Raw genomic sequence first — 20,559 nt, 5'->3', positions numbered from 1 at the left:
GATCGCGCGATCGGGGCGCGGGATCGTCCGCCGGCGCCGGTGCCCTGCGGTGGAGATCCTCACTCCGGCCGGCGGCGCGGGACCATGCGCGCACCGGGAAGTACGGATACCCAAACAAATGCCGGCCCCCGTCTTTCGTCTGGTGTCCCCCTCCCGGGCCCGGCCTACGATGCGCCGATGAGCCCCCGCACCGCCGGCGACGACGCCCGGTCGAGTACCGGGCTGGTGCGGCGGACCCTGCTGGGCGAGCGGGATCGGCCGCTGCTGGTGCTGGTCACCGGGGCGGCGGGCACCGGGAAGACCGCGCGGGCCGCGGAGCTGCTCGCGCTGGCCCGCGACGCGCGGGTGTCGCACGTGGACCTGTCGTTCACCTCCGCCCGCGGCCCGCTCGTGCGGTCCGCCGTGGGGGTCGGCCCGCCGCCGGACCACGCGCGGCGCGACGACGTCGGCGCCTGGCGTGATCGCCTGGCCCGGGAGGTGCCCGCGCTGCTGGTCGTCGAGGACGTCCAGCGCGCCCCGGACGGGTTCGTCTCGCTGGTGCGCGACTGGGTGGAGCGGGCCGGGAGCGGGTGCGTCACCGTCGTCACGGCCCGCCCGGAGGAGCTCGCCGATCCCGAGCTCCCGCTCGGCCCCGGGCTCGCGCTGCCGGCGGCGCTGACCGTGCGGCACGAACGGCTGACCCCCTGGCCCGCGGTCCGGGTGCGGGACCTGGTCCACGCGCGGCTCGGGCCCGAGCGGTGCCCGCGCCAGGTCGTGGCGCGGATCGCCCGGCTCTCGGGCGGCAACGTCCAGGTGGTCGCCGACCTGCTGGAGCTGCTCGGCGCGGCGGGCCCGGCGGACGAGCCGTTCACCACGCAGGACGTCGACGCGCTCGGGGTGCCCGCCCGGCTCGCGCAGCTGACCGCCACCCGCCTCGCCGCCCTGCCCTCGCCCGCGCGCGTACTCGTGGCGGCCGCGGCCGTCCTCGACGGCCCGGCGGGCGCCACCGACCTGGCCGACGTGGCCGAGCTGTCCCTCGAAGACGCCGAAGCAGCTCTGCCCGAGGCCGGAGCGCTGCTCGCCGAAGACGCCCGTGGCGACCACGGGTTCGCCGTCCCGCTCGCCGCGGCCGCGGTCCGGGACCGGCTGCCGGGACACCGGCGGCGGCGCCTGCACCTGCGGGCCGCGGACGTGCTGGGCCGCCGGGAGCCCGTCCCGTGGGTGCACGTCGCCGAACACCGCCGCCGGGGCGGCGCCACGGAGGAGTGGCTGCGTGCGGTCGAGCACGCCGCCGGTGACGCGGGCGCGTTCGCCGACCCCGAGTCGGTCGTCGACGCGGTGCGGCCGGTGCTCGCCGCCCCGGAGATCGGGGAGAACGTGCGGGCGCGCTTGGCGCTGCGGCTGTCCCGCAACGCGATCCTGACCTTGCCTTCGCCCCGCACGGTGGCGGTGCTGCGCGAGATCGTCGGCCTCCAGGGGCTCGCGCCCGGCGTGCGCGGCGAAATCCGGCTCGAACTCGGCGTACTGCTGCACAAGCAGCTCAACCGGGCGGAAGGCTGGGTGGAGCTGGAACGAGCCATCGGCGAGCTGCGGGAGCGCCCGGCCCTGCTCGTCCGCGCGATGACCGCGCTGGCCAACCCGTTCCAGCCCGGCGCCGGCGTCGCCGAACACGAGTCCTGGCTGTCGCGGGCCGAGCAGGTGGCCGACGACGACGTCTCGCGGGCGGCCGTCGCCGCGGCGCGCACGTCCTTGGCCGTCGCGTGCGGGGAAGCCGCGCCGTTGCGGCGGGTGCGGCCGCCACGGGCCGGGCTGGACCCGCGGCACAACGAATACCTGGCGCGCGGGCTGACGAACACGGCGGTCGGGGCGGTGTTCGCGGGCCGGTTCCCCGCCGCGGGCGAGCTCCTCGACCAGGCCGGCCGGTGCGCGGACGTGCTCGGGGCGCCGTTCTTCGAGCAGTGCGACCGCGGCACCCGGCTGCTGTACGACTTCGAGCGCGGCGCCTGGGACGGGCTGGCCGAGCGGTGCCGCGGGGGCATGTCGGACGCGGGTGTCCACTCCGACGCGCGCCTGGTGCTCGTCCAGCTGGCCGTGGCGCGCGGCGACTGGGCCGAGGCCGAAGACGTCTGGCCCGGCCGGGACGGCTTCGCGTTCGTGCCCTACGACGCCGCCGCGGCGGCCACCCGCGCCCGGATGGCCCTGGCCCAGGGCCGGGTCGAGGAGGCCGTCGCGACGGTCGAAGACGCCTGGGAATCGCTGGCGGACAAGGGGATCTGGGTATGGGCGGCCCGGCTGGCCCCGATCGCCACGCAGACCTGGCTCACGGCCGGCGTCCCCGGCCGGGCGGCCGAGGCGGCCGCCCAGTTCGCCGCCGGCCTGCGCGGCCGGAACAGCCCGATGGCCGCCGCGGCGCTGCGCTGGACCCGCGCACTGCTGGCCGACGGCGACCCCGCGTCGTTCGAACGCGCCTCGGCGCTGTACGCGCGGCTCGCCGCCCCGTACCCGGCGGCGCTGGCGTTGGAGGACGCCGCCGGCCCCCAGCACCTCGAAGCGGCGCTGGAGACGTTCACCCGCCTCGGAGCGGCGTGGGACGCGACCCGGGTGCGCGGCCGCCTGCGCGCTCTGAAAGGGGACGCCGCCCCACCCCGCGGCCGTGGCCGCCCGGCCTACGACGACACCCTCTCCCCGCGCGAACGGGAGGTCGCCGAGCTGGCCTCGGGCGGGATGACCAACCGCGCGATCGCCGAGACCCTGCACCTCTCGCAGCGCACGGTCGAGCACCACGTCTCCCGGGCGATGCAGAAGTCGGGAACCCGATCCCGCCGAGCCCTGCCGGCCGCGCTCGAGAGCGTCGAACCCTGAGCACTTCCGGCGCCGGGTGCCCGTTCCGGCGTGGATTGCGCGCCCGGCGGCCTGGTAGCGTCCGATTTCCGCAGTTCGACCGGGTTGTTCGAGGGTGTCCGGGGGTGTGATGACGGCCAGCGCGCCGGGGCCGGTCGAGGCGCAGTTCCGGGCGTCCGTCACGCGGTTCGCCGGGCCCGCGCGAGCGGTGGCCACCACGGTCGTCGGGATCTTCGGGGTGGTGGCCGCGCCCGGTGGCTTCCTGCCTTTCGGTCTGCTCGCCTTGACGCTCGTCGCGGGTGCGGCCGACGTCTTCGCCGGGCGGCGGACGTCGTTCGTGCTGGGGGCGGTGCGGGCCGGGGCGGTGGTCGCGTGCCAGCCGTGGATCACGTCGGTGCCCGGCGAGGCGAGCCTGTGGGCGGTGAACGTCCTGACGATCACGGCGATCACGTGGCAGTGGGAGCACCCGCCGCGGCTGACCGGGCCGGCCCTGGTGGTGCTGCTGGCGGTGGGGATCGGCGAGGACTGGCTGCTCGTGGCGCTGCGGGTGGTGGTGGAGAGCGTGCTGGCGCGGGCGGCGTTCGTGCTGCTGGTCCGCTCGACGGCCCGGACGGACGCGGCGCGCGCCGAGCAGGCGGCCCTCGAGCAGGCGGCGGCGCTCGAGCGGGACCGCCGCCGCCGGGAGCGCGAGTACCTGGCGCTGCTGCACGACACGGCGTCGGCGACGTTCCTGGCCGTCGCCTCCGGTGCGGCGGCGGATCCTTCGACGGTGGCCGGGTACGCGGCCCGGGACCTGGCGATCCTGACCGGGACGCACCGGGAGGAGGACACGCCGGCGGACCTGGAGGCGGGCCTGCGCGCGACGTTGGCGAGGCGCGCCGTGCCGGTCGAGGCGGTGTGGGAGCCGGTGCCGCTGATCCCGGCGTCGGCGGCGCTGGCGCTGGTGCGCGCGACGGAAGAGGCGCTGCGGAACGCCGAACGGCATGCGGGGGCGGACTCGGTTTCGGTGCGGCTGGGGTCGTCGCCGGGCGGGGTCACGGTGACGATCACCGACGACGGCCGGGGCTTCGACCCCGCTGCGGTATCGCCGGCGCGACGCGGGGTGCGGGGCTCGGTGGTGGAACGGATGCGCGCGGCCGGCGGGACCGCGGAGGTCACGTCGAGCCCGGGTGCGGGGACGGCCGTGACGTTGAGGTGGTCCCGTGGCTGACGCTTTCACCGGAACCGCACCCCGTTCCGCGCGCGAGCCCGCTGTCCGGCTCGCCGCGGCCATCCGGATCGCACTGCTCGGCGTCACCGGGATCATCCAGCTCGGCCTCGGACTCCCACCCCTGCTGCGCCACCACGCCGCCTACCGGCCACCCGTCGTCGCCGACCTCGCCTATGCCGTCCTCGCCGGGGTCACCGCCCTCTGCGCCCTCTGGGTCCTGCGCCGCAAACCCCTCCCCGCCGCTCTCACCGCCGGCGGGACCCTCGTCGTCCTCGTCGCTTCCGCGGCCGCGACCACCGCGCTGCCGCCCGACTCCTTCTTCCGCGAACCGCACTGGTCCTTCGGGCTCGTCGGGTGGCACCTGCTCGTCCTGCTCGCCGACCGGCCGCCCGCCCTGCTCACCGCGCTCGCCGCGCACACCGCCACCAGCGTCGCCCAGTTCCTGCTCACCGGGACGCCCACCCGCACCGAGCTCGGCGACGCCGCGATCGTGCTCTTCGGGGTCACCGTCTTCCAGCTCACCATCGCCGGGCTGATCCGGCTGGTCGACCGCCGCGCCGGTGAGGCCGCCGCGGCCGCCGCCGAAAGCGAACGCCTCGCCATCCTGGCCGCCCTCGCCGCTCAGGCCGGCCGGGACCTGCGCGCCGGGTTCGCCGAACAGCTCGGGGCCACCCTCCCGCTGCTCGCCGGTCTCGCCGACGGCACCCTCGACCCCCGCACACCGGACGCCCGCGCCCGCTGCGCGCTGGCCGCCGCGCAGCTGCGGCGGCTCTTCGCCGAGAACGACGACGTGCCCGACCCGCTCGTGCACGAGGTCACCGCCTGCCTCGACGTCGCCGAGCGGCGCGGGGTCGCCGTGACGCTCGCCGTGAGCGGGGACGTCGTCGACGTCCCGGCACCGGCCCGGCGCGAGCTGACCGGCCCCGTGCTCACCGCACTGGCCGCCGCCCGCACCCGGGCGCGGGTGAGCGTGCTGCGCACCCCCGAACTCGTCCGCGTCGCCGTCGTCGCGGACGGCCGCGCGGAACCCGCGGGATCGGCGGCGGTCCCCGTCACGTCCCACTCCCGGGACGGGCAGACCTGGATGGAGGCGCGGTGGCGACCCGAGTGACGGCCGTCGTGGTCGACGACCACCCGGCGGTGCGCGCCGGCGTGGCGTACTGGCTGGCGGGCGGCGACCCGCCGATCGACGTCGTCGCCGAGGGCGAGGACGTCAAGGCCGCCTGGCTCGGCGCGGGCGCCGCCGCCGACGTCGTGATCTTCGACCTGCACCTCGGCGGCCCCGCGCCGGCGTTCGGCGACCTGCGGCGGCTGGCCGAGGCCGGGCGCCGCGTCGTCGTCTACTCGATGCGCGCGGACGACGACGTCGCCCTGCAGTGCCTCGAACTGGGCGCGCTCTGCTACCTGACGAAGGCCGAAGGCGCCGGGCACCTGGTGGAGGCGACGCGCGCCGCGGCGCAGGACCGGCCCTACACCCCGCCGTCGCTGGCCGGGGCGCTGGCCGGCGACCGCTCGGAGACGCGGCCCGCGCTCTCGGCGCGGGAGGCCGAGGTGCTCGTCGAGTGGTTCCAGTCGGAGTCGAAGGAGTTCGTCGCGCACCGGCTGGGGATCTCGGCCAGCACGGTGAACTCCCACCTGGAGCGGATCCGCGTCAAGTACGCGCGCATCGGCCGCGACGCGCCGACCAAGGCCGCGCTCGTCGCCCGGGCCATCCAGGACGGCCTGATCGGCGTCGACGATCTGTGATCTTCGTGTGGTGCGAACGGCCCACACCACCGGCAGGGCGGCCGGGTTAGCGTCCGGCTGACGGAGCCGCGAGGGCGCCCCGTTCCGGCCGCCGCGACCGACCTGGGGGTGGCCGCGGCGCCCGGCTCCGGCCGGAACCCGTCCGGCAGCTTTCCGAGGAGATCCATGAAGCACGTCCGCACCACCGCCCTGCTCGCCGCCTGCGCCGCCGGCCTCCTGCTGTCCGCGTGCGGCGGGGAGTCCGGCCAGGCCGCGCCCGCCGCCCCGGCCAGTACCCCGGCCGCCCCGGCATCGGAGTCCCCCGAGTCGTCGACGGCCGCGGCCGCTCCGGCCGGCGACGTCACGAAGCCCGGCACCGAACTGAAGCTCGGCGAGCGCGCGGTGGTGCCGTTCAAGTACGGCACCACCAAGTCCGGCACGATCGCGATCACCGTGACCGCGATCGAGAAGGGCGCCAACGCCGACCTCGCGAAGTACGGCGACAAGGCGAAGGGAATCACGCCCTTCTACCTGCGCGCGACGATCGAGAACGTCGACGGCGCCGACCTGGCCTACGCCTCGGTGAGCCTGCGCGCCCTCGGCACCGACGGCCGCTCGACCGGCGTGATCATCACCGGCAGCACCGACGGGTGCAAGTCCGGCACCGCGGGCAAGGACTTCACCACGGCGGGCGCGAAGTTCGAGACGTGCACGCTGCAGGGCGCCCGCGAAGGCAGCGAGGTCGGCGCCGCGACGTTCGACAAGGGCGACGGCTACGACAAGTCCCCGCTGGTCTGGAAGGGCTGACCCGGATGTCCGGGCGCTAGCGGAACTCGGCGAACTGTCATGAAGGACGCCATCCTCATCGGCCCGGACACCGTCACTCGCGCGGCGATCGCCGCGCTCCTCGAACTGGTTCACGGCTTCGACCCGAACCGCGTGTTCGCTTTCGAGGAGCTCGCCCTCGCCCGCGACGCTCTCGCCACCGACGACGGTCTGGTCTTCGTCCTCTTTCCCGACCAGGACCACCGCTCCCCCCGGCCGGTCTCCGATGACGCCACACCGCGCGGGGACCGGAAACTCATCTTCCTCGTGTCCTCGTTGTCCCCTCAGGACGCACGGGACATCCTCGCGCTGAAACCCCGCGGGGTCGTCTTCCTGCACGAAAGCGCCGATCGCCTGCACGACGTCATCCACACCGTCCACAACGGACATCGCGCCGTCAGCAGCCACTTCACCCTGTCGGCGTGGACGGTGAGCGAGTCCCCGCTGACCCCACGGGAAACCCAGGTGCTCGCCTCGGCCGCCGGGGGAAGTCCGCCCAAGGAGATCGCCACCACACTGGGCCTGGCCGCCGGAACCGTCCGCAACCACCTCACCGCGGTCCAGACGAAGCTGCGCACCCGCTCTCTGGTCGACAGCATCCGCGTCGCCCGCGAAGCCGGTTGGCTCGAATAGGAGTCGCGACACCGGCTCACGGCGCCTGACAAACGTGCTCAGGCAGCCGGCGCTCACCGCCGCCGCCCTTCGCGCGGATTGCCCAGCCCACAGCGAGATCCTGCCGGCCCACCTCATGCGCCAGGCCGTCCCGCTTGATCAGCTCGATCCGCCCGGCCGCATTGATCACCTCCTCCAACCTCGCCAGATCGACTCGATCGCTTGCCGCAGCCGGTGGATCGCGTGCAGATCTTCGACCTGGAGCGCGTGACCATCGCGCTCCGAGCCCAAGCAGCCCACGCGATCCCTGGGCTGACCCGTTCAGAGTTCAGCCATCCCCGCTGTCAGCGAGCCTCGCGCCGCGCGGCGAGCCGGGAGTAGCGCGGCCAGCGGCGCCGCCAGCACCGCCGCCGCCACGAGCACCCCGAGCCGGGCCCACGGCAGCGCGAACAGCACCGGCTCGCCCGGTGTCGACGCCACCCGGGTCATCAGCCACGCCGAGCCCACACCCAGAGCCAGGCCGCACGCCGCGCCGAGCAGGGCGACGAACACCGATTCCGCGGCGATCGTGGCGCCGAGGCCGGCGCGGGTCAGGCCGAGCGCGCGCAGCAGCGCCGACTCCCGCGTGCGCTCCAGGACCGACAGCGACAGCGTGTTCGCGATGCCGGCGAACGCGATCAGCACCGCCAGTGCGGTCAGCGCCCACAGCAGGTCCAACGTGCCCCGCAGCGGCGCCGACAGCTGGTCCTCGACCTCGGCGACGCTGTCCAGCCGGGCCAGCGGAGCCCCGGCGAGGGCCTGCTCCAAGGCCGGGCGGACCTGGTTCGCGCTGACGCCGGAGTCGAGACGCACCAGGACGCTGTCGTCGTAGCCGTGGTCGCCGCGCGCGATCGCGGCCTGCTGGCCGAGGTCGACCAGCGCGAGTCCCAGGTCGGCACCTGGCGCGTCGACAGCGTCGTAGACCGCGACGACACGCAGGGGCACCGGCCGGTCCACCGGCCCGGCGCGCACGGTATCGCCGACCGCAAGGCCGGTCTGCGCGGCGAGTTCCTTGCTCACCGCCAGCTCCCCCGGGCCGAGCCGGTCGAGCCGTCCCGAAAGCACCGCCGGCCGCAGCAGGCTGCCGAGCACGTCACCGCGAACGGCGGCCATCGCGTAGGGACCGTAGGGCCCCAGGTCGCCGGAGAACGAGTGCCGGGGCGCGGCGACCGCGACCCCCGGCACCGCCGCGAGGGTGTCGGCGAGGGTCGTGGGCAACGGCCGGGTCGCGGCCACCGACGTCACGACGAAGTCCGCCCGCAGTTGCTCGTCCAGGCCCTGACCACGACCGGCTTCGACGCCCGCGGCCATCGTGGTCACGAGGGCCACGACGGCGAGCCCGATGGTGAGCGCGGCGGCGCTGGCGGCGGTCCGCTTCGGGTTGCGGTCCGCGTTCAGCGCGGCCAGGCGCGCCGGGCGGCCGAGCAGCGGGGTCCCCGCCACGCCCAGCAGCCGGACGACCGGGCCGGCCAGCAGCGGGCCGGCCGCCAGCAGCGCGGCGAGGCACGCGACCATCGCCGTCACCGCGAACGCGGCGCCGGACTCCGCCCCGACGTTCAACGCGACCACAACAGCCGCGACACCGCCGGCCAGCAGGACGCCCGCCACCACCGCCCGCGGCCACCTCGGGCGGGCGGAGCGGCCTTCCAGCGGGGTCCGCAGGGCCTCGACCGGAGCGACGCGGGTCGCGGCCCAGGCCGGGAGAGCCGCGGCGGCCACCGTCACCAGGACCCCGATCGCCGACGCCGCGACGATCGTCCGGCCGGCCAGCGGCAGGTGGACCGTCTCCCCGGTGATCGCCTGCAGGACGGCCGCGATCCCGAGCCCGCCGGACAGCCCGGCCACCGACGCGACCGCGCCCACCACCACCGCCTCCGCGAGCACGCCCGCGAAGACCTGCCGCTTCCCCGCACCGATGCAGCGCAGCAGCGCCAGTTCCCGCGCCCGCTGCGTGACGAGGATGGTGAAGGAGTTGGTGATCACCATCGCGGCCACGATCATCGCGAGCACCGCGAACGCCGTGAAGAACTTCGTCAGCCCCGTCGAGTCCGGGGCGGTCTCGCGCAGCAATTGCGCCGCGGCCTCCCGTCCGGTCAGCACGTCGACGCCCCGGCCGCCCACCGCCCGCGTCAGATCGGCGACGAGCCGCGGGGCGTCCGGAGCGCGCACGACGATCTCGCCGATCGCCGTGCTCGGAGCCAGCTCGTGCACGGCCTCCGGCAGCAGCACCAGCGGAGCACCACCGAGACCGGAGTCCGCCGGCCGGGTGACCGTGCCGACGAGGGTGAACGTGCGCGGCCGGCCGTCCTCGCCGAACACGGTCACCGGTTGCCCGAGTGCCCGGCCCGCGGCCGTGGGCCCGTCCATCGCGATTTCGCCGTCCGTGCGCGGGAACCGGCCGCCGGCGAGGTCGAACGGCCGCAGCCCCGGATCCGCGGCCAACGCCGTGACGGCCGAATCCCGCGGGCGCCCGGTGGTGTCGCGCAGGGGCGCGCTCGCGGTGACGCGGCCCTCCGCCGCGGCGACGCCGGGCACGGCGCGGACCTTCGCCACCGTCGTATCGTCCAGCACCGCGCCCCGGCCGGTGGCGCTGATCGACGCGTCCACCCCGCGCGTCTCGAACGCGACCCCGGCGCGCAGCCGGGCGCCGACGGCGTCGGACAGGATGAACGCCCCGGCGACGAAAGCGACGCCGAGCGCGATGGCGACCGCCGACAGCAGCAGCCGCAGGGGCCGGGCCCGGAGCCCGGCGAGGACGGTCCGCAGCATCACGCCCCCAGGCCGGTGAGGGCCGAGAGCACGGTCTCGGCGGTCGGACGGGCGAGGTGCGCGGCGACGCGGCCGTCGGCGAGCAGCACGCCGTGGTCGGCGTAGGACGCGGCGACCGGGTCGTGGGTCACCATCACGACCGTCTGGCCGAGCTCGCGGACCGACGTGCGCAGGAAGTCCAGCACCTCGGCACCCGAGCGGGAGTCCAGGCTGCCGGTCGGCTCGTCGGCGAACACGACGTCCGGCCGGCCGACCAGGGCACGCGCGCACGCGACCCGCTGCTGCTGCCCGCCGGAGAGTTCGCCCGGCTTGTGCCGCAACCGCGGCCCCAGGCCGAGTGCGCCGACGACCGTGGTGAACCACGCCCGGTCCGGCCGGCGCCCGGCCAGCCGCAGGCCCAGCAGGATGTTCTCCTCCGCGCTCATGGTCGGCAGGAGGTTGAACGACTGGAACACGAACCCGGCGCGGTCGCGCCGCAGCCGGGTCAGCGCCGCGTCGGACAGCCCGGTGAGCTCCGACCGTCCGATCCGGACACTCCCACTGTCCACTGTGTCCAGACCGGCCAGGCAGTGCAGCAACGTCGACTTGCCCGAGCCGGAGGGGCCCATGATCGCGGTGAAGCGCCGAGCGGGGAAGCCGAGCGTGACGCCGTCCAGCGCCCGCACGGCGATGTCGCCCCGGCCGTGGGTCTTCACGACGTCCGTCACCCCCGCCGCGACGGGACCGTCCTCTGTGTCCGACTGCATGCGGCGATCTTGACCCAGGTCGCCTGAACGCTTCCTGAACCGACCTGAAGAACGGTTCAGGAAGCCTCGCGCGGATCTGGGAAGATCGTCGTATGCGGGTGCTCGTGGTGGAGGACGAAGCGCGGCTGGCCGAGACGCTGCAGTGGGGACTGGAGGCGGACGGTTACGCCGTGGATCTCGCGCGCGACGGCGAGGAAGGCCTGGAGCTGGCGCAGCAGTACCCCTACCAGGTGATCGTGCTCGACATCATGCTGCCGAAGCTGAACGGTTATCGCGTCTGCGCGGCGCTACGAGATCGCGGGGTCGGCACGCCGATCCTCATGCTCACGGCGAAGAACGGCGAGTACGACGAAGCCGAGGCACTCGACACCGGCGCCGACGACTTCCTGAGCAAGCCCTTCTCCTACGTGGTGCTCACCGCGCGGCTGCGCGCCCTCACCCGGCGAGGGCGCACCGGGGCGCCCGCCGCGCTCGCGTTCGGCGATCTCGTGCTCGACCCCGCGAGGCGGACGTGCCGCCGGGCCGGGCAGCCGGTGTCGCTGACCACCAAGGAGTTCGCGGTGCTCGAGTGCCTGCTGCGGCACGACGGCCAGGTCGTGGCCAAGCACGAGATCCTGGAGCAGGTCTGGGACCTCGCCTACCGGGGCGACCCGAACATCGTGGAGGTCTACGTGAGCGCGCTGCGGCGGAAGCTGGACGCGCCGTTCGGGCGGCGCACCATCACCACCGTGCGCGGCATCGGCTACCGGCTGGTCGCCGATGACTAGGTGGTGGCCGGTTTCGGTGCGGCGCAGCACGGCGCTCTCGGCGACGCTGCTCTGCATCGCCGTCTTCACGCTGGGCTGGCTGGGCACGCGGCAGTTCGTCAGCGACCAGCTGAGCAACTCCGCCGTCAACCGGACCGATGCCGAGCTCCGGCAGATGACCGACGCCTACTCGGTCGCCGCCGCCGGGGGCGGCCGGGCCGCCCTCGCCGCGGGCATCAGCTCCGGCGACGCGCTCTTCAGCGTGGTCGCCGACTCGGGACAGGCCGTGGTGACCAGCCCCGACCTGCGGCGCTGGGACCCCGCGTGGAGCCCGCTGCCGCCCGCGCCCGCGGACGCGGCGCCGAACTGGCTCGCGATCACCAGCGTCACGCTGCGGCCGGGCGCCCACCCCGGCTGGCGGGAGTACCGCAGCTACACCGTGCTGGGCCGGGTCGTCGAGCACGTCCCGGCCGCCCTGGTCGAGCCCTTAGGCCGGGAAGGCTTCACCCTGGACCACGGGTTGGGCGCCGGTTCCGGCGCGGCTCCGCAACGGCTGACGGTGTACCTGTTCGTGCTGCCCTGGGACACACTCCGCACGCTGACGCTGTTCGACGAAACCCTGCTGTTCTTCGTCCCGCTCGCGGTGGTGCTCACGGCGCTGGTCGCGTGGTACACGGCGGGGCGCGCGCTGCAGCCGGTCGAGGCGATCCGGCAGGAGCTGGCCGGGGTCAGCGGCAGCAGGCTCGACCGGCGCGTCCCGGTCCCCCGCTCCCGCGACGAGATCGAACAGCTGGCCCGCACCACCAACGAGACCTTGGAACGGCTGCAGCAGGCGCACGACCAGCAGGAGCAGTTCGTCGCCGACGCCAGCCACGAGTTGCGCAGCCCGCTGGCCAACCTGCGCGCGGCCCTCGAGGTCGCGCTCACCCACCCGGACCGGGCGGACTGGCCGGCGGTCGCGCACCGGTCGCTGGACGACGTGCGGCGCCTGCAGCGCATCACGGCGGACCTGCTGCAGCTCGCGGCCGACCCGGCCGAGGCCGCGCCACCGTCCGGGGTCGTCGACCTCGCGGACGTCGTGGCGGAACAGGTCGCCGAACGCGCACTCGGCACCGGCGGCCCGGTGGTGCGGTCCGTTGTGGACGGTCCGGCGCCGGTGCCCGGCGAAGCGGTGCAGCTGGAACGCCTGCTGCGCAACCTCTTGGACAACGCGGTGCGGCACGCGCGGACCACGGTCACGGTGACCCTCGGACGAACGGCGGACGAGGTCGTCCTGGAGGTGCTCGACGACGGCCCCGGCATCCCGCCTGGGGACCGCGAACGCGTCTTCGAGCGTTTCGCCCGGCTGGACGACGCCCGCACCCGCGACGCCGGCGGCTCAGGCCTAGGCCTCACCCTCGCCCGCGACATCGCCACCCGCCACGGCGGCTCACTCCACGCGGCGGACAGCCCGGCGGGTGCTCGGCTGATCGCGCGGCTTCCGCGTCCACAGTAGACACCGCTCGGACGGCCTGCTCGGCGACGGCCGGAGTGCGGGAGGAGCAGCGGTCGCGGCGGCGGGAGTTCCGCTCAGCGTGGTTTGCCGAACCAGGTGGACAGGGCTTCGCGCAGTGAGGTCGTGTCGGGTGTGCCGTCCGTGGCCCAGGCGACGTAGCCGTCCGGGCGGAGCAGCAACGCGGTCACCCCGGGCGTCTCGGGTAGCCGGCGCAGGTCGACCCGGTCGCTCCAGCCGTCCGCGACGGCCCGCACCTCCGTCGAGCCGGTTCGATCGGCCAGGATCGGCCGCGGGGTTTCGGCCAGGCCGGCCAGGTCGGGCAGGTACCGGCCGGTCAGCGGATGGGGCCAAGGGCTTACGCCGTAACGGATGTCGAGGCCTTGCAGCCGGGCTCCCAGCAGCTCGGTCAGGGTCACGTCGGCCTCGAGCAGCTGGGCGAACAGCGCGCGCATCGCGCGGCTGTGCGGATCCGGCCGCATGATCGCGATCTGGGCGCGGGTGTTCTCCAGCACCCGCTCGGCCACCGGGTGACGTTCGGCGGTGTAGCTGTCCAGCAGGCCGTCGGGCGCCCACCCCCGCACGGCCGCGGCCAGCTTCCACCCCAGGTTGGCGGCGTCCTGCAGGCCGGTGTTCAGGCCCTGGCCGCCGAAGGGCGGGTGCACGTGCGCGGCGTCGCCGGCCAGCAGCACCCGGCCCGTCCGGTAGGTCGCCGCCTGGCGGGTGTTGTCGGTGAACCGCGCCGCCGAATCGACCGCGGTGACGACCACGTCCGTGTCGCTGACGCGGCGCAGGGCGTCCTGCAGCTCGGCCCGGGTGACCGGGGCGTCGCGGTCGGCGGGTGGCCCGGCGAACTCCACGGTGAGGATCCGCCCGGGTTTCGGCCCGTGCGCGTACAACCCGCGGCCGGTGACGTGCCATCCGGTGGGCAACGGCACGGCGGGGTCCAGGGTGAGCGTCGCCTGGTAGCCGGTGGTCAGCGGGTCGGTGCCGGGGAACGCGAACCCCGCCAGCTTGCGGACGGTGCTGCGGCCGCCGTCGCACCCGGCGAGGTAGGCGCACCGGATGGTCTTCACGCCGCCGCCGGTGCGCGCGTGCACGGTCACGCCGTCGGCGTCCTGGGTGAGGCCGGTGATCTCGTGGCCGGTCAGCACCGGCACGCCCAGCTCGGCCACCCACGCGCCGAGCAGCCGCTCGAGTGCCTGCTGCGGCAGGACTGCGGGCGGCGGGATCTCGAGGGACGACTCGGCGTTCAGCGGCAAGCCCGCGAAGTGCCCGCCGAACCGGGCCCGCGGTCGCCCGTCGACGCCGGAGGCGGCGCGCTCGCGGGCGAACGACGCGAACCCCTCGCCGTACTTCGCGCTCTCCTCGGCGATCCGCGCGGCGAGCCCGCGCCGGGCGAGCAGCTGGGTGCTGCGCCCGCTGATCCCGCCTGCCTTGAGGGCTTGGTTCTGTTCGGTCAGGCGCTCGAGCACGGCCACGGAGACGCCGGACAGGCTCAGCTCGGCCGCGAGCAGGAGCCCCACCGGGCCGGCGCCGACCACCACTACGTCAGGGTTCATGAACTTAGCATCGTCCTAAATTTATGATCGTGTCAAGTTTGACTCTGGTATAACGTTCAGCCATGCACGAGGGACTGCGGGAACGCAAGAAGCGGGAGGCTAGGCAGCACATCTCCGATGTCGCGACGCGCCTGTTCGCCGAGCGTGGATTCGAGGCTGTCACGGTCGTGGAGATCGCCGAGGCGGCCGGGGTCGCCAAGGCCACGGTCACCAACTACTTCCCGCGCAAGGAGGACCTGCTCCTGGATCTGCAGGCCGAGGCCGAACGCCTGCTCGTCGACGCCCTCCGGGAACGTCCGCCCGGCCAGCCCGCCGTTGAGGCGGTCCGGACCCTGATGCACCGGCTGCTGGCCCAGCGGCACGTGCTGTCCACCGCCGCGCCGGGCATGGCGCGATTCGGCCGCCTGATCGCGGAGAGCCCCGCGCTGCTCTCCCGGGCCCGGGAACAACGCGAGCACCTGGAATCGGCCGCGACCCGCCGGCTGACCGAGGAAACCGGCGACCCGGTCCGCGCCGACCTGGTCGCCCGCCTGCTCCTGGCCACGGCGACCACCGTCGTGGTCACCCCGATCCGGCGCCTCGTCGCCGGCGAACCGGCCACGGCGGTCGCCGCGGACCAGAAACAGGTGATAGACGAGGCGTTCGACCTGCTGGCCGCCGGGATCAGCACCTTCGGCAGCGAGACCTGACCACCCGGCGTCGTGGACGGCGCGACACATTCGATCGTCGCCGAGCGGGACGGCGGCCGGTCGTCAGGAAAGCGTCTGCGTGCCGATGACGGACAGCATCTGCAGCTTTTCGTGGCTCTCGCTGCCGGGAACGGCGGTGTAGACCATCAGCGAGTGGGCCTGCCCCGGGTCCACGAGGCGCTGGCAGGTCAGCTCCAGCGCGCCGACCTCGGGGTGGACGAAGTGCTTCACCTCGTGCGGGCGGATCCCGATCTCGTGGTCGTCCCACACGCGGCGGAACTCCTCGCTCGCGCCCAGGAGCAGCTCGGCCAGGTGCGCGGCCCGCGATCCGGGGCCGCGGAGCGTGACGAGCTCGCGCAGGCCGGCCGCGTACATCCGGGTGAGGAACGGGTGCTCCTCCGGCGCGTAGAGCCGCCGGACGGCGGGATCGGTGAACCACCGGTACCCGGAGCTGCGGGCCGGTCCGGTGTACCGCGTGGTGTCCCCGGTGAGCGCCACGCCCATCGGGGACTGCCGCAGGGTTTCCCCGAGCTCGGTGACGATCTCCGCGGGGGTGTCGTCCAGCCGGTCGAGCACCCGCAGCAGGCCGGGACTGATGTGGTCACCGGCTCCCCTGGCCGGCGGGTTGTGGCCAGCCAGGCGGAACAGGTGGTCACGTTCGTCGATCGACAGGTGCAGGCCCTGCGCGATCGACGCGAGCATCCGCTCGGAAGGCTGCGGACCGCGCTCCCGCTCGAGCCGGGAGTAGTAGTCGGCGGACATGTGGCACAGGCCCGCAACCTCCTCGCGCCGCAACCCGGCGGTCCGGCGGCGGGGCCCGCGGAGCAGGCCGACGTCTTCGGGTTGCAGCGCCTCACGCCGATGGCGGAGGAACTCCGCGAGCCCGGTCCGGTCGATCACAACGCCCCCTCTGCGAGTACTGCCTCGTTTCTACCTCCCGCCGCACCGGCGAGCCACGACCTGCCGATCCCCCTCTCCGCACTCGGAAGGGTGATCTTGGTGAGCCTGTGATCGGGAGGTCCTGGATAGCCCCGCACCGTCGGCCGAAGATCGAGGGCACGACCACCGAAGGAGCCGGCCATGCCCCGCAAGAAGATCGACATCGACGTCCCCGACCTGACCGGGCGACGCGCTCTCGTCACCGGCGCGAGCGACGGGATGGGACTGGGCATCGCGGCCCGGCTGGCCGCGGCCGGTGCGGAGGTGATCATGCCCGTCCGCAACCCGCGCAAGGGCGAGGCCGCCCTCACCAGGATCAAGCAGGCCACCCCCGCCGCCGACGTCTCGCTGCGCAGCCTCGACCTGTCCTCACTGGACTCGGTCGCCGCGCTGGCCGGCACCCTGCGCGACGAGGGACGTCCGATCCACCTCCTGGTCAACAACGCCGGCGTGATGACACCACCGGACCGGCAGACCACGGCCGACGGGTTCGAACTGCAGTTCGGCACCAACCACCTCGGCCACTTCGCGCTGGTCGCCGGGCTCCTCCCGCTGCTGCGCGCCGGCCGCGCCCGGGTGACCTCCCAGATCAGCGTCGCCGCCGCCCGGGGCCGCATCAACTGGGACGACCTGAACTGGGAACGCTCCTACGACGGCATGCGCGCCTACCGCCAGTCCAAGATCGCGTTCGGGCTCTTCGGGCTCGAACTCCACCGTCGCAGCGAAGCGGCGGGCTGGGGCATCACCAGCACCCTGTCCCACCCCGGCGTCGCTCCCACCAGCCTCCTGGCCGCCCGCCCTGAGCTCGGCCGGGGCAAGGACACCCTCCAGGTCCGCCTGATCCGGGCGCTCTCGGCCCGCGGCATCCTGATGGGCACCGTCGAGACCGCGAAGCTGCCCGCCCTGCTGGCCGCGACCGACCCGCACGCCGAGCCGGGCACCCTCTACGGCCCGAGCGGCCCCGGCAACCTGGGCGGCCCACCCGCCGCCCAGCGCCTCTACCCGCCGTTGCGCAGCGAGGAAGAGGCCCGGCGCGTCTGGCAGACCTCCGAGCAGCTCACCGGAACCGCGTTCGTCACCGCCTGACCGAAGGACGCATCACCGCCACTTCGCGCAGGACACGATTTCGAAACCCCGGGACGGGAACACCTTGTCCAGGAAGAAGTCGTGCACCGCGGGATCCGCGTCGGCACAACCGTCGGACAGCACCGTCACGCGGTAGCCGCGATCGGCCGCGTCGTAACAGGTCGCGGCGACCATCGCGCTGGTCGCGACGCCGGCCACGGCCACCGAGTCCACACCTTGGGCCCGCAGCACGAGATCCAGGTCCGTGGCGGCGAAGGCGCTGGCGCGGCGCTTGAGGATCACCACGTCCTCGGGCTGCACCGGCAAGTCCACTTCGGACCCGGCCGAGCCTTCGTGGAAAGCGTCCCCCGCATCGTAGAAACCGGCGTACAGCGCATCACCCGGCGGCAGATCCGCCTTGTTGACGCGGAACGCGGTGCGGATGAACACGACGAGCGTGCCCGCGGCACGCGCGCGCGGCAGCAGGTCACGCAGCGGCTCGACGACGGCCCGGGTGAACGCGAACCGGCCGGTGATACCGCGTTGGAGGTCCCCCACGACGAGAGCGGTCTTCATGGCTTCAGCCTCCTCTTTCAGTCGTCGCTGCGGGCGTTTTCCCGGAAGGTGACCTCGTCGGGGTTGGAACTGGGCTGTCCGGTGCCCGTGACGAGGAGGTCGCGGAGGCTGGCGCCGGCGTAGAGGTTCCACGCGCCGGAGCAGGCGTCGTAGCACTCGTCGGCGGGACGCAGGCCGACGTGCGTGAAGCGGACCGTGGTGCCGCCGTCGGCGGGCGAGATCTCGAACCGGATCCGGGTGCCGGTCCATTCGTCCTGGTCGGCGACGAACATGACCTTGCCCTCGACGACCTCCCAGACGACGAGCTCGCCCGGGACCAGGTCGGTGACCCGGAGCTTCGAATAGTGCACACCGGGGACCTCGAAGGAGAACTCGTCGCCGACCTGCCGGGTGGCGCCGGTGAGGTCGGCCATCCACCAGGCCCGCGGATCGGTGATCGCGTCGGTGACCTCGGCGGCGGTGTTGGGGACGGTGAAGGTGGTGGTGTAGCTGTCGTTCACGGCTGTCTCCTCGTGGTCGGTGCGGGTCCCTGGAGGACCCTGTTGTGCCACCGACGAACGACGGGAGCCGGTTTTGCCGACTACCGGGAAAAATCTTCGCTCAGTTTTCCGGTGCCAGATCAAGGAGCCGTTTGGCCAGGTAGCGGCGCTCCACCTCGGAGGGAACCAGCTCCAGGGCCTGCTCGTAGGACGCACGGGCCTCGGCGTCGCGGCCATCACGGCGCAGCAGGTCCGCGCGGGTCGCCGGCAGCAGGTGGTAGCCCTCCAGGCTGCCGGACTCCGCCAGGGCGTCCACGATCGCCAGGCCGGCCGGGATACCGTCCGCCATGGCCACCGCCACGGCGCGGTTGAGCTCCACCACCGGTGACGACGTCAGCTTGCTCAGGTCCGCGTACAGCCCGGCGATCCGCGCCCAGTCGGTCGCCGCGGCGTCCGGCGCCGTCGCGTGGCAGGCCGCGATCGCCGCCTGCAGCTGGTAGGGGCCGGTCCGGCGCATCGCCCGGGCTTCGTCCAGGATCCGGACGCCCTCGTCGATCAGGGCGGCGTCCCACCGGGACCGGTCCTGGTGCTCCAGGGTGACGAGCTCGCCGTCGCGCAGCCGGGTGGCGCGTCTCGACTCGTGCAGCAGCATCAGGGCCAGCAGGCCGCGTGGTTCGGCCTCCGCGGGCATCAAGGTCGCCAGCACCCGGGCCAGGCGGATGGCCTCGACGGTCAGCGCCCGCTGGTCCGCCCCGCCGTAGCCCTCGTTGAAGATCAGGTACAGGACGGCCAGCACCGCCGCCAGGCGTTCCGGCAGCAGCTCCGCCGGTGGTACGCGGTAGGGGATGCCGGCGTCCTGGATCTTGCGCTTCGCCCGGCTCAGCCGCTGGCCCGTGGTGGTTTCGGCGGACAGCAGGGCCCGGGCGATCTCGGCGGTCGTGAGGCCGGCGAGCGTGCGCAGCGTGAGCGCCACCCGCGCGGGCAGCGGCAGCGCGGGATGACAGCAGGTGAAGATCAGCCGCAGCCGCTCGTCCGGGATGTCCTCCGAGCCGGCGCCGGCGGGGTCGTCGTGGACGGGCTGCCCCGCGGCCAGGTCCCGGAGCTTGGCCGCCCCGACCGCGTCACGGCGGATCCGGTCGGTCGCCCGGTTGCGGGCCGCGATGGTCAGCCACGCCCCCGGGTTGCGCGGGACGCCGTCGCGCGCCCACGTCGTGAGCGCGGCCGCGAACGCCTCCTGCGCGCTGTCTTCGGCCAGGTCCCAGTTGCCGGTGAAGCCGATCAGCGTCGCGACGACCTGGCCCCACTCCTCCCGGTAGGCCGTCTCGACCGCCGCGCGGACGTCCGCGCTCATTCCCAGACGGGGCGGACCTCGACGCAGCCCCGGTGCGCGTACGGATGGCCGGCGGCGATCGCGACCGCCTCGTCCAGGTTCGCGCAGTCGACGATGACGACGCCGCCCACGAAGTCCTTCGTCTCGGCGAACGGACCGTCCGAGATCAGGGTCTCGCCCTCCCGGACCCGGACGGTGGTCGCGCTCTCCACCGGGCGCAGCCGCGCCATGCCGCTGACCCGCCCCCGCCGGGCGAGGTCCGCCAGCCACGCCGTGTGGACGGGGTCGGCCGCGAGCTGCTCGTTCGTCGGTGCGTCGACCTCGTCGTCGCAGATCAGGAGGACGTACTTCATGACGTCATCCAAGCGCAGTCCCGGGGCTCCGACAGGACGAGGACCACCGTGCCGCTGGCGAACGCGCGGGTTTCGACCTTGCCGAACGCCCCGGTCACCCCTTCGCCGAAGAGCTGCCCGCCGGCGCCGCGCAGCACCGGGTGGATCCACAGCCGCAGCTCGTCGAGCAGCCCGTGCGCGATCAGCGTGCGGGCGACGGGACCGTAGCCGTACATCAGGATGTCCGCGCCCGGCGCCTGCTTCAGCTCCCGCACGGCCCCGGCCAGGTCGCCGGACAGCACGGTCGTGTTGTTCCACTCCGGCGAGGTCAGCGTGGACGAAGCGACGTACTTGGCCATCTTGTTCATGGTGTCGCTGAACTCGTCGCCGCCGCGGGCCGGCCAGGCTTCGGCGAACCCGTCGTAGGTGGCGCGGCCCATCAGCAGCGCGTCGCTCGCGCGCAGCTGGCCGAGGGCGAACGCGGCGGCGTCCTCGTCGAAGTAGTCCAGCGACCACAGGTGCGGGTCGGAGACGACGCCGTCGAGGGTCACGTAGGTCGAGTTGACGATCTTGCGCATCGGCTGCTCCCGGGGTTCGCTTGCT

The 20,559-nt window shown here is 74.3% G+C and carries 20 protein-coding genes; 10 read left to right on the top strand and 10 right to left on the bottom strand.

Going from position 1 to position 20,559, the window contains the following annotated elements:
• Nucleotides 1-177 precede the first annotated feature (177 nt).
• From VA596_RS26125 to VA596_RS26100, 6 genes are all read left to right on the top strand, one after another.
• Nucleotides 178-2,841 (top strand): helix-turn-helix transcriptional regulator, encoded by a 2,664-nt coding sequence (locus VA596_RS26125; protein ID WP_323330790.1) that lies wholly within the window; start codon nt 178-180, stop codon nt 2,839-2,841.
• A 109-nt stretch (nt 2,842-2,950) separates the two neighbouring features.
• Nucleotides 2,951-4,030, top strand: a complete 1,080-nt coding sequence (locus VA596_RS26120; RefSeq protein WP_323330789.1) for a sensor histidine kinase — start codon at nt 2,951-2,953, stop codon at nt 4,028-4,030.
• Nucleotides 4,023-5,141 carry a hypothetical protein gene (locus VA596_RS26115; RefSeq protein WP_323330788.1) on the top strand — a complete coding sequence of 373 codons (1,119 nt, stop codon included), beginning with the start codon at nt 4,023-4,025 and terminating at the stop codon, nt 5,139-5,141. The genes VA596_RS26120 and VA596_RS26115 overlap by 8 nt, the downstream gene beginning before the upstream one ends.
• A complete protein-coding gene (locus VA596_RS26110; RefSeq protein WP_323330787.1) occupies nt 5,126-5,776 on the top strand; it encodes a response regulator transcription factor in 651 nt (216 codons plus the stop codon). Before VA596_RS26115 ends, VA596_RS26110 begins: the two co-directional genes overlap by 16 nt.
• Before the next feature lie 165 nt (nt 5,777-5,941).
• Entirely contained in the window at nt 5,942-6,562 is a 621-nt protein-coding gene (locus VA596_RS26105) for a hypothetical protein (protein ID WP_323330786.1), read from the top strand.
• A gap of 39 nt (nt 6,563-6,601) precedes the next feature.
• Nucleotides 6,602-7,213: a helix-turn-helix transcriptional regulator gene (locus VA596_RS26100; protein WP_323330785.1), complete on the top strand. Its 612-nt coding sequence runs from the start codon at nt 6,602-6,604 to the stop codon at nt 7,211-7,213.
• Between the two features lie 16 nt (nt 7,214-7,229).
• Here the strand turns inward: VA596_RS26100 and VA596_RS26095 are convergent, their stop codons facing one another.
• The 3 genes from VA596_RS26095 to VA596_RS26085 form a co-directional block, all read right to left on the bottom strand.
• Complete coding sequence (locus VA596_RS26095; protein WP_323330784.1) at nt 7,230-7,391, bottom strand: hypothetical protein; 162 nt, start codon at nt 7,389-7,391, stop codon at nt 7,230-7,232.
• A 122-nt stretch (nt 7,392-7,513) separates the two neighbouring features.
• Nucleotides 7,514-10,000, bottom strand: a complete 2,487-nt coding sequence (locus VA596_RS26090) for an FtsX-like permease family protein (protein WP_323330783.1) — start codon at nt 9,998-10,000, stop codon at nt 7,514-7,516.
• Complete coding sequence (locus VA596_RS26085) at nt 10,000-10,746, bottom strand: ABC transporter ATP-binding protein (RefSeq protein ID WP_323330782.1); 747 nt, start codon at nt 10,744-10,746, stop codon at nt 10,000-10,002. Before VA596_RS26085 ends, VA596_RS26090 begins: the two co-directional genes overlap by 1 nt.
• 92 nt (nt 10,747-10,838) lie before the next feature.
• On the opposite strand from VA596_RS26085, the gene VA596_RS26080 reads away from it, so the two are divergent.
• Together VA596_RS26080 and VA596_RS26075 are read left to right on the top strand one after the other, a co-directional pair.
• Entirely contained in the window at nt 10,839-11,513 is a 675-nt protein-coding gene (locus VA596_RS26080; protein WP_323330781.1) for a response regulator transcription factor, read from the top strand.
• Nucleotides 11,506-12,987 carry a sensor histidine kinase gene (locus tag VA596_RS26075; protein WP_410171925.1) on the top strand — a complete coding sequence of 494 codons (1,482 nt, stop codon included), beginning with the start codon at nt 11,506-11,508 and terminating at the stop codon, nt 12,985-12,987. The genes VA596_RS26080 and VA596_RS26075 overlap by 8 nt, the downstream gene beginning before the upstream one ends.
• 74 nt (nt 12,988-13,061) lie before the next feature.
• Here the strand turns inward: VA596_RS26075 and VA596_RS26070 are convergent, their stop codons facing one another.
• Complete coding sequence (locus VA596_RS26070) at nt 13,062-14,546, bottom strand: FAD-dependent monooxygenase (protein WP_323330779.1); 1,485 nt, start codon at nt 14,544-14,546, stop codon at nt 13,062-13,064.
• 62 nt (nt 14,547-14,608) lie between these two features.
• Between VA596_RS26070 and VA596_RS26065 the strand changes: the two genes are divergently transcribed.
• A complete protein-coding gene (locus VA596_RS26065) occupies nt 14,609-15,235 on the top strand; it encodes a TetR/AcrR family transcriptional regulator (protein ID WP_323330778.1) in 627 nt (208 codons plus the stop codon).
• Nucleotides 15,236-15,298: 63 nt separating this feature from the next.
• Here the strand turns inward: VA596_RS26065 and VA596_RS26060 are convergent, their stop codons facing one another.
• Entirely contained in the window at nt 15,299-16,135 is an 837-nt protein-coding gene (locus VA596_RS26060; RefSeq protein ID WP_323330777.1) for a helix-turn-helix transcriptional regulator, read from the bottom strand.
• A 180-nt stretch (nt 16,136-16,315) separates the two neighbouring features.
• Here VA596_RS26060 and VA596_RS26055 point away from each other — a divergent pair, with 180 nt between their 5' ends.
• Nucleotides 16,316-17,260, top strand: coding sequence for an SDR family oxidoreductase (locus VA596_RS26055; RefSeq protein WP_323330776.1), 945 nt, complete (start codon nt 16,316-16,318; stop codon nt 17,258-17,260).
• Nucleotides 17,261-17,272: 12 nt separating this feature from the next.
• On the opposite strand, the gene VA596_RS26050 is transcribed toward VA596_RS26055, so the two are convergent.
• The 5 genes from VA596_RS26050 to VA596_RS26030 all read right to left on the bottom strand — a co-directional run bounded on the left by VA596_RS26050 (nt 17,273) and on the right by VA596_RS26030 (nt 20,534).
• On the bottom strand, nt 17,273-17,815 hold the full coding sequence (locus VA596_RS26050; RefSeq protein WP_323330775.1) for a cysteine hydrolase family protein: 543 nt from the start codon (nt 17,813-17,815) through the stop codon (nt 17,273-17,275).
• A 17-nt stretch (nt 17,816-17,832) separates the two neighbouring features.
• Nucleotides 17,833-18,315, bottom strand: a complete 483-nt coding sequence (locus VA596_RS26045; protein ID WP_323330774.1) for an SRPBCC family protein — start codon at nt 18,313-18,315, stop codon at nt 17,833-17,835.
• A gap of 100 nt (nt 18,316-18,415) precedes the next feature.
• A complete protein-coding gene (locus VA596_RS26040) occupies nt 18,416-19,645 on the bottom strand; it encodes an RNA polymerase sigma factor (protein WP_323330773.1) in 1,230 nt (409 codons plus the stop codon).
• Nucleotides 19,642-19,977 carry a YciI family protein gene (locus VA596_RS26035; protein ID WP_323330772.1) on the bottom strand — a complete coding sequence of 112 codons (336 nt, stop codon included), beginning with the start codon at nt 19,975-19,977 and terminating at the stop codon, nt 19,642-19,644. The genes VA596_RS26040 and VA596_RS26035 overlap by 4 nt, the downstream gene beginning before the upstream one ends.
• Nucleotides 19,974-20,534, bottom strand: a complete 561-nt coding sequence (locus VA596_RS26030) for a dihydrofolate reductase family protein (RefSeq protein WP_323330771.1) — start codon at nt 20,532-20,534, stop codon at nt 19,974-19,976. Before VA596_RS26030 ends, VA596_RS26035 begins: the two co-directional genes overlap by 4 nt.
• Nucleotides 20,535-20,559 lie beyond the last annotated feature (25 nt).

Origin of the sequence: Amycolatopsis heterodermiae, from assembly GCF_034929455.1 — a bacterium.
In the GTDB taxonomy this organism is placed as follows: Bacteria; Actinomycetota; Actinomycetes; order Mycobacteriales; family Pseudonocardiaceae; genus Amycolatopsis; species Amycolatopsis heterodermiae.
Note: the sequence above shows the minus strand (reverse complement) of the source record. Positions and strands in the feature narration are given on the sequence as shown.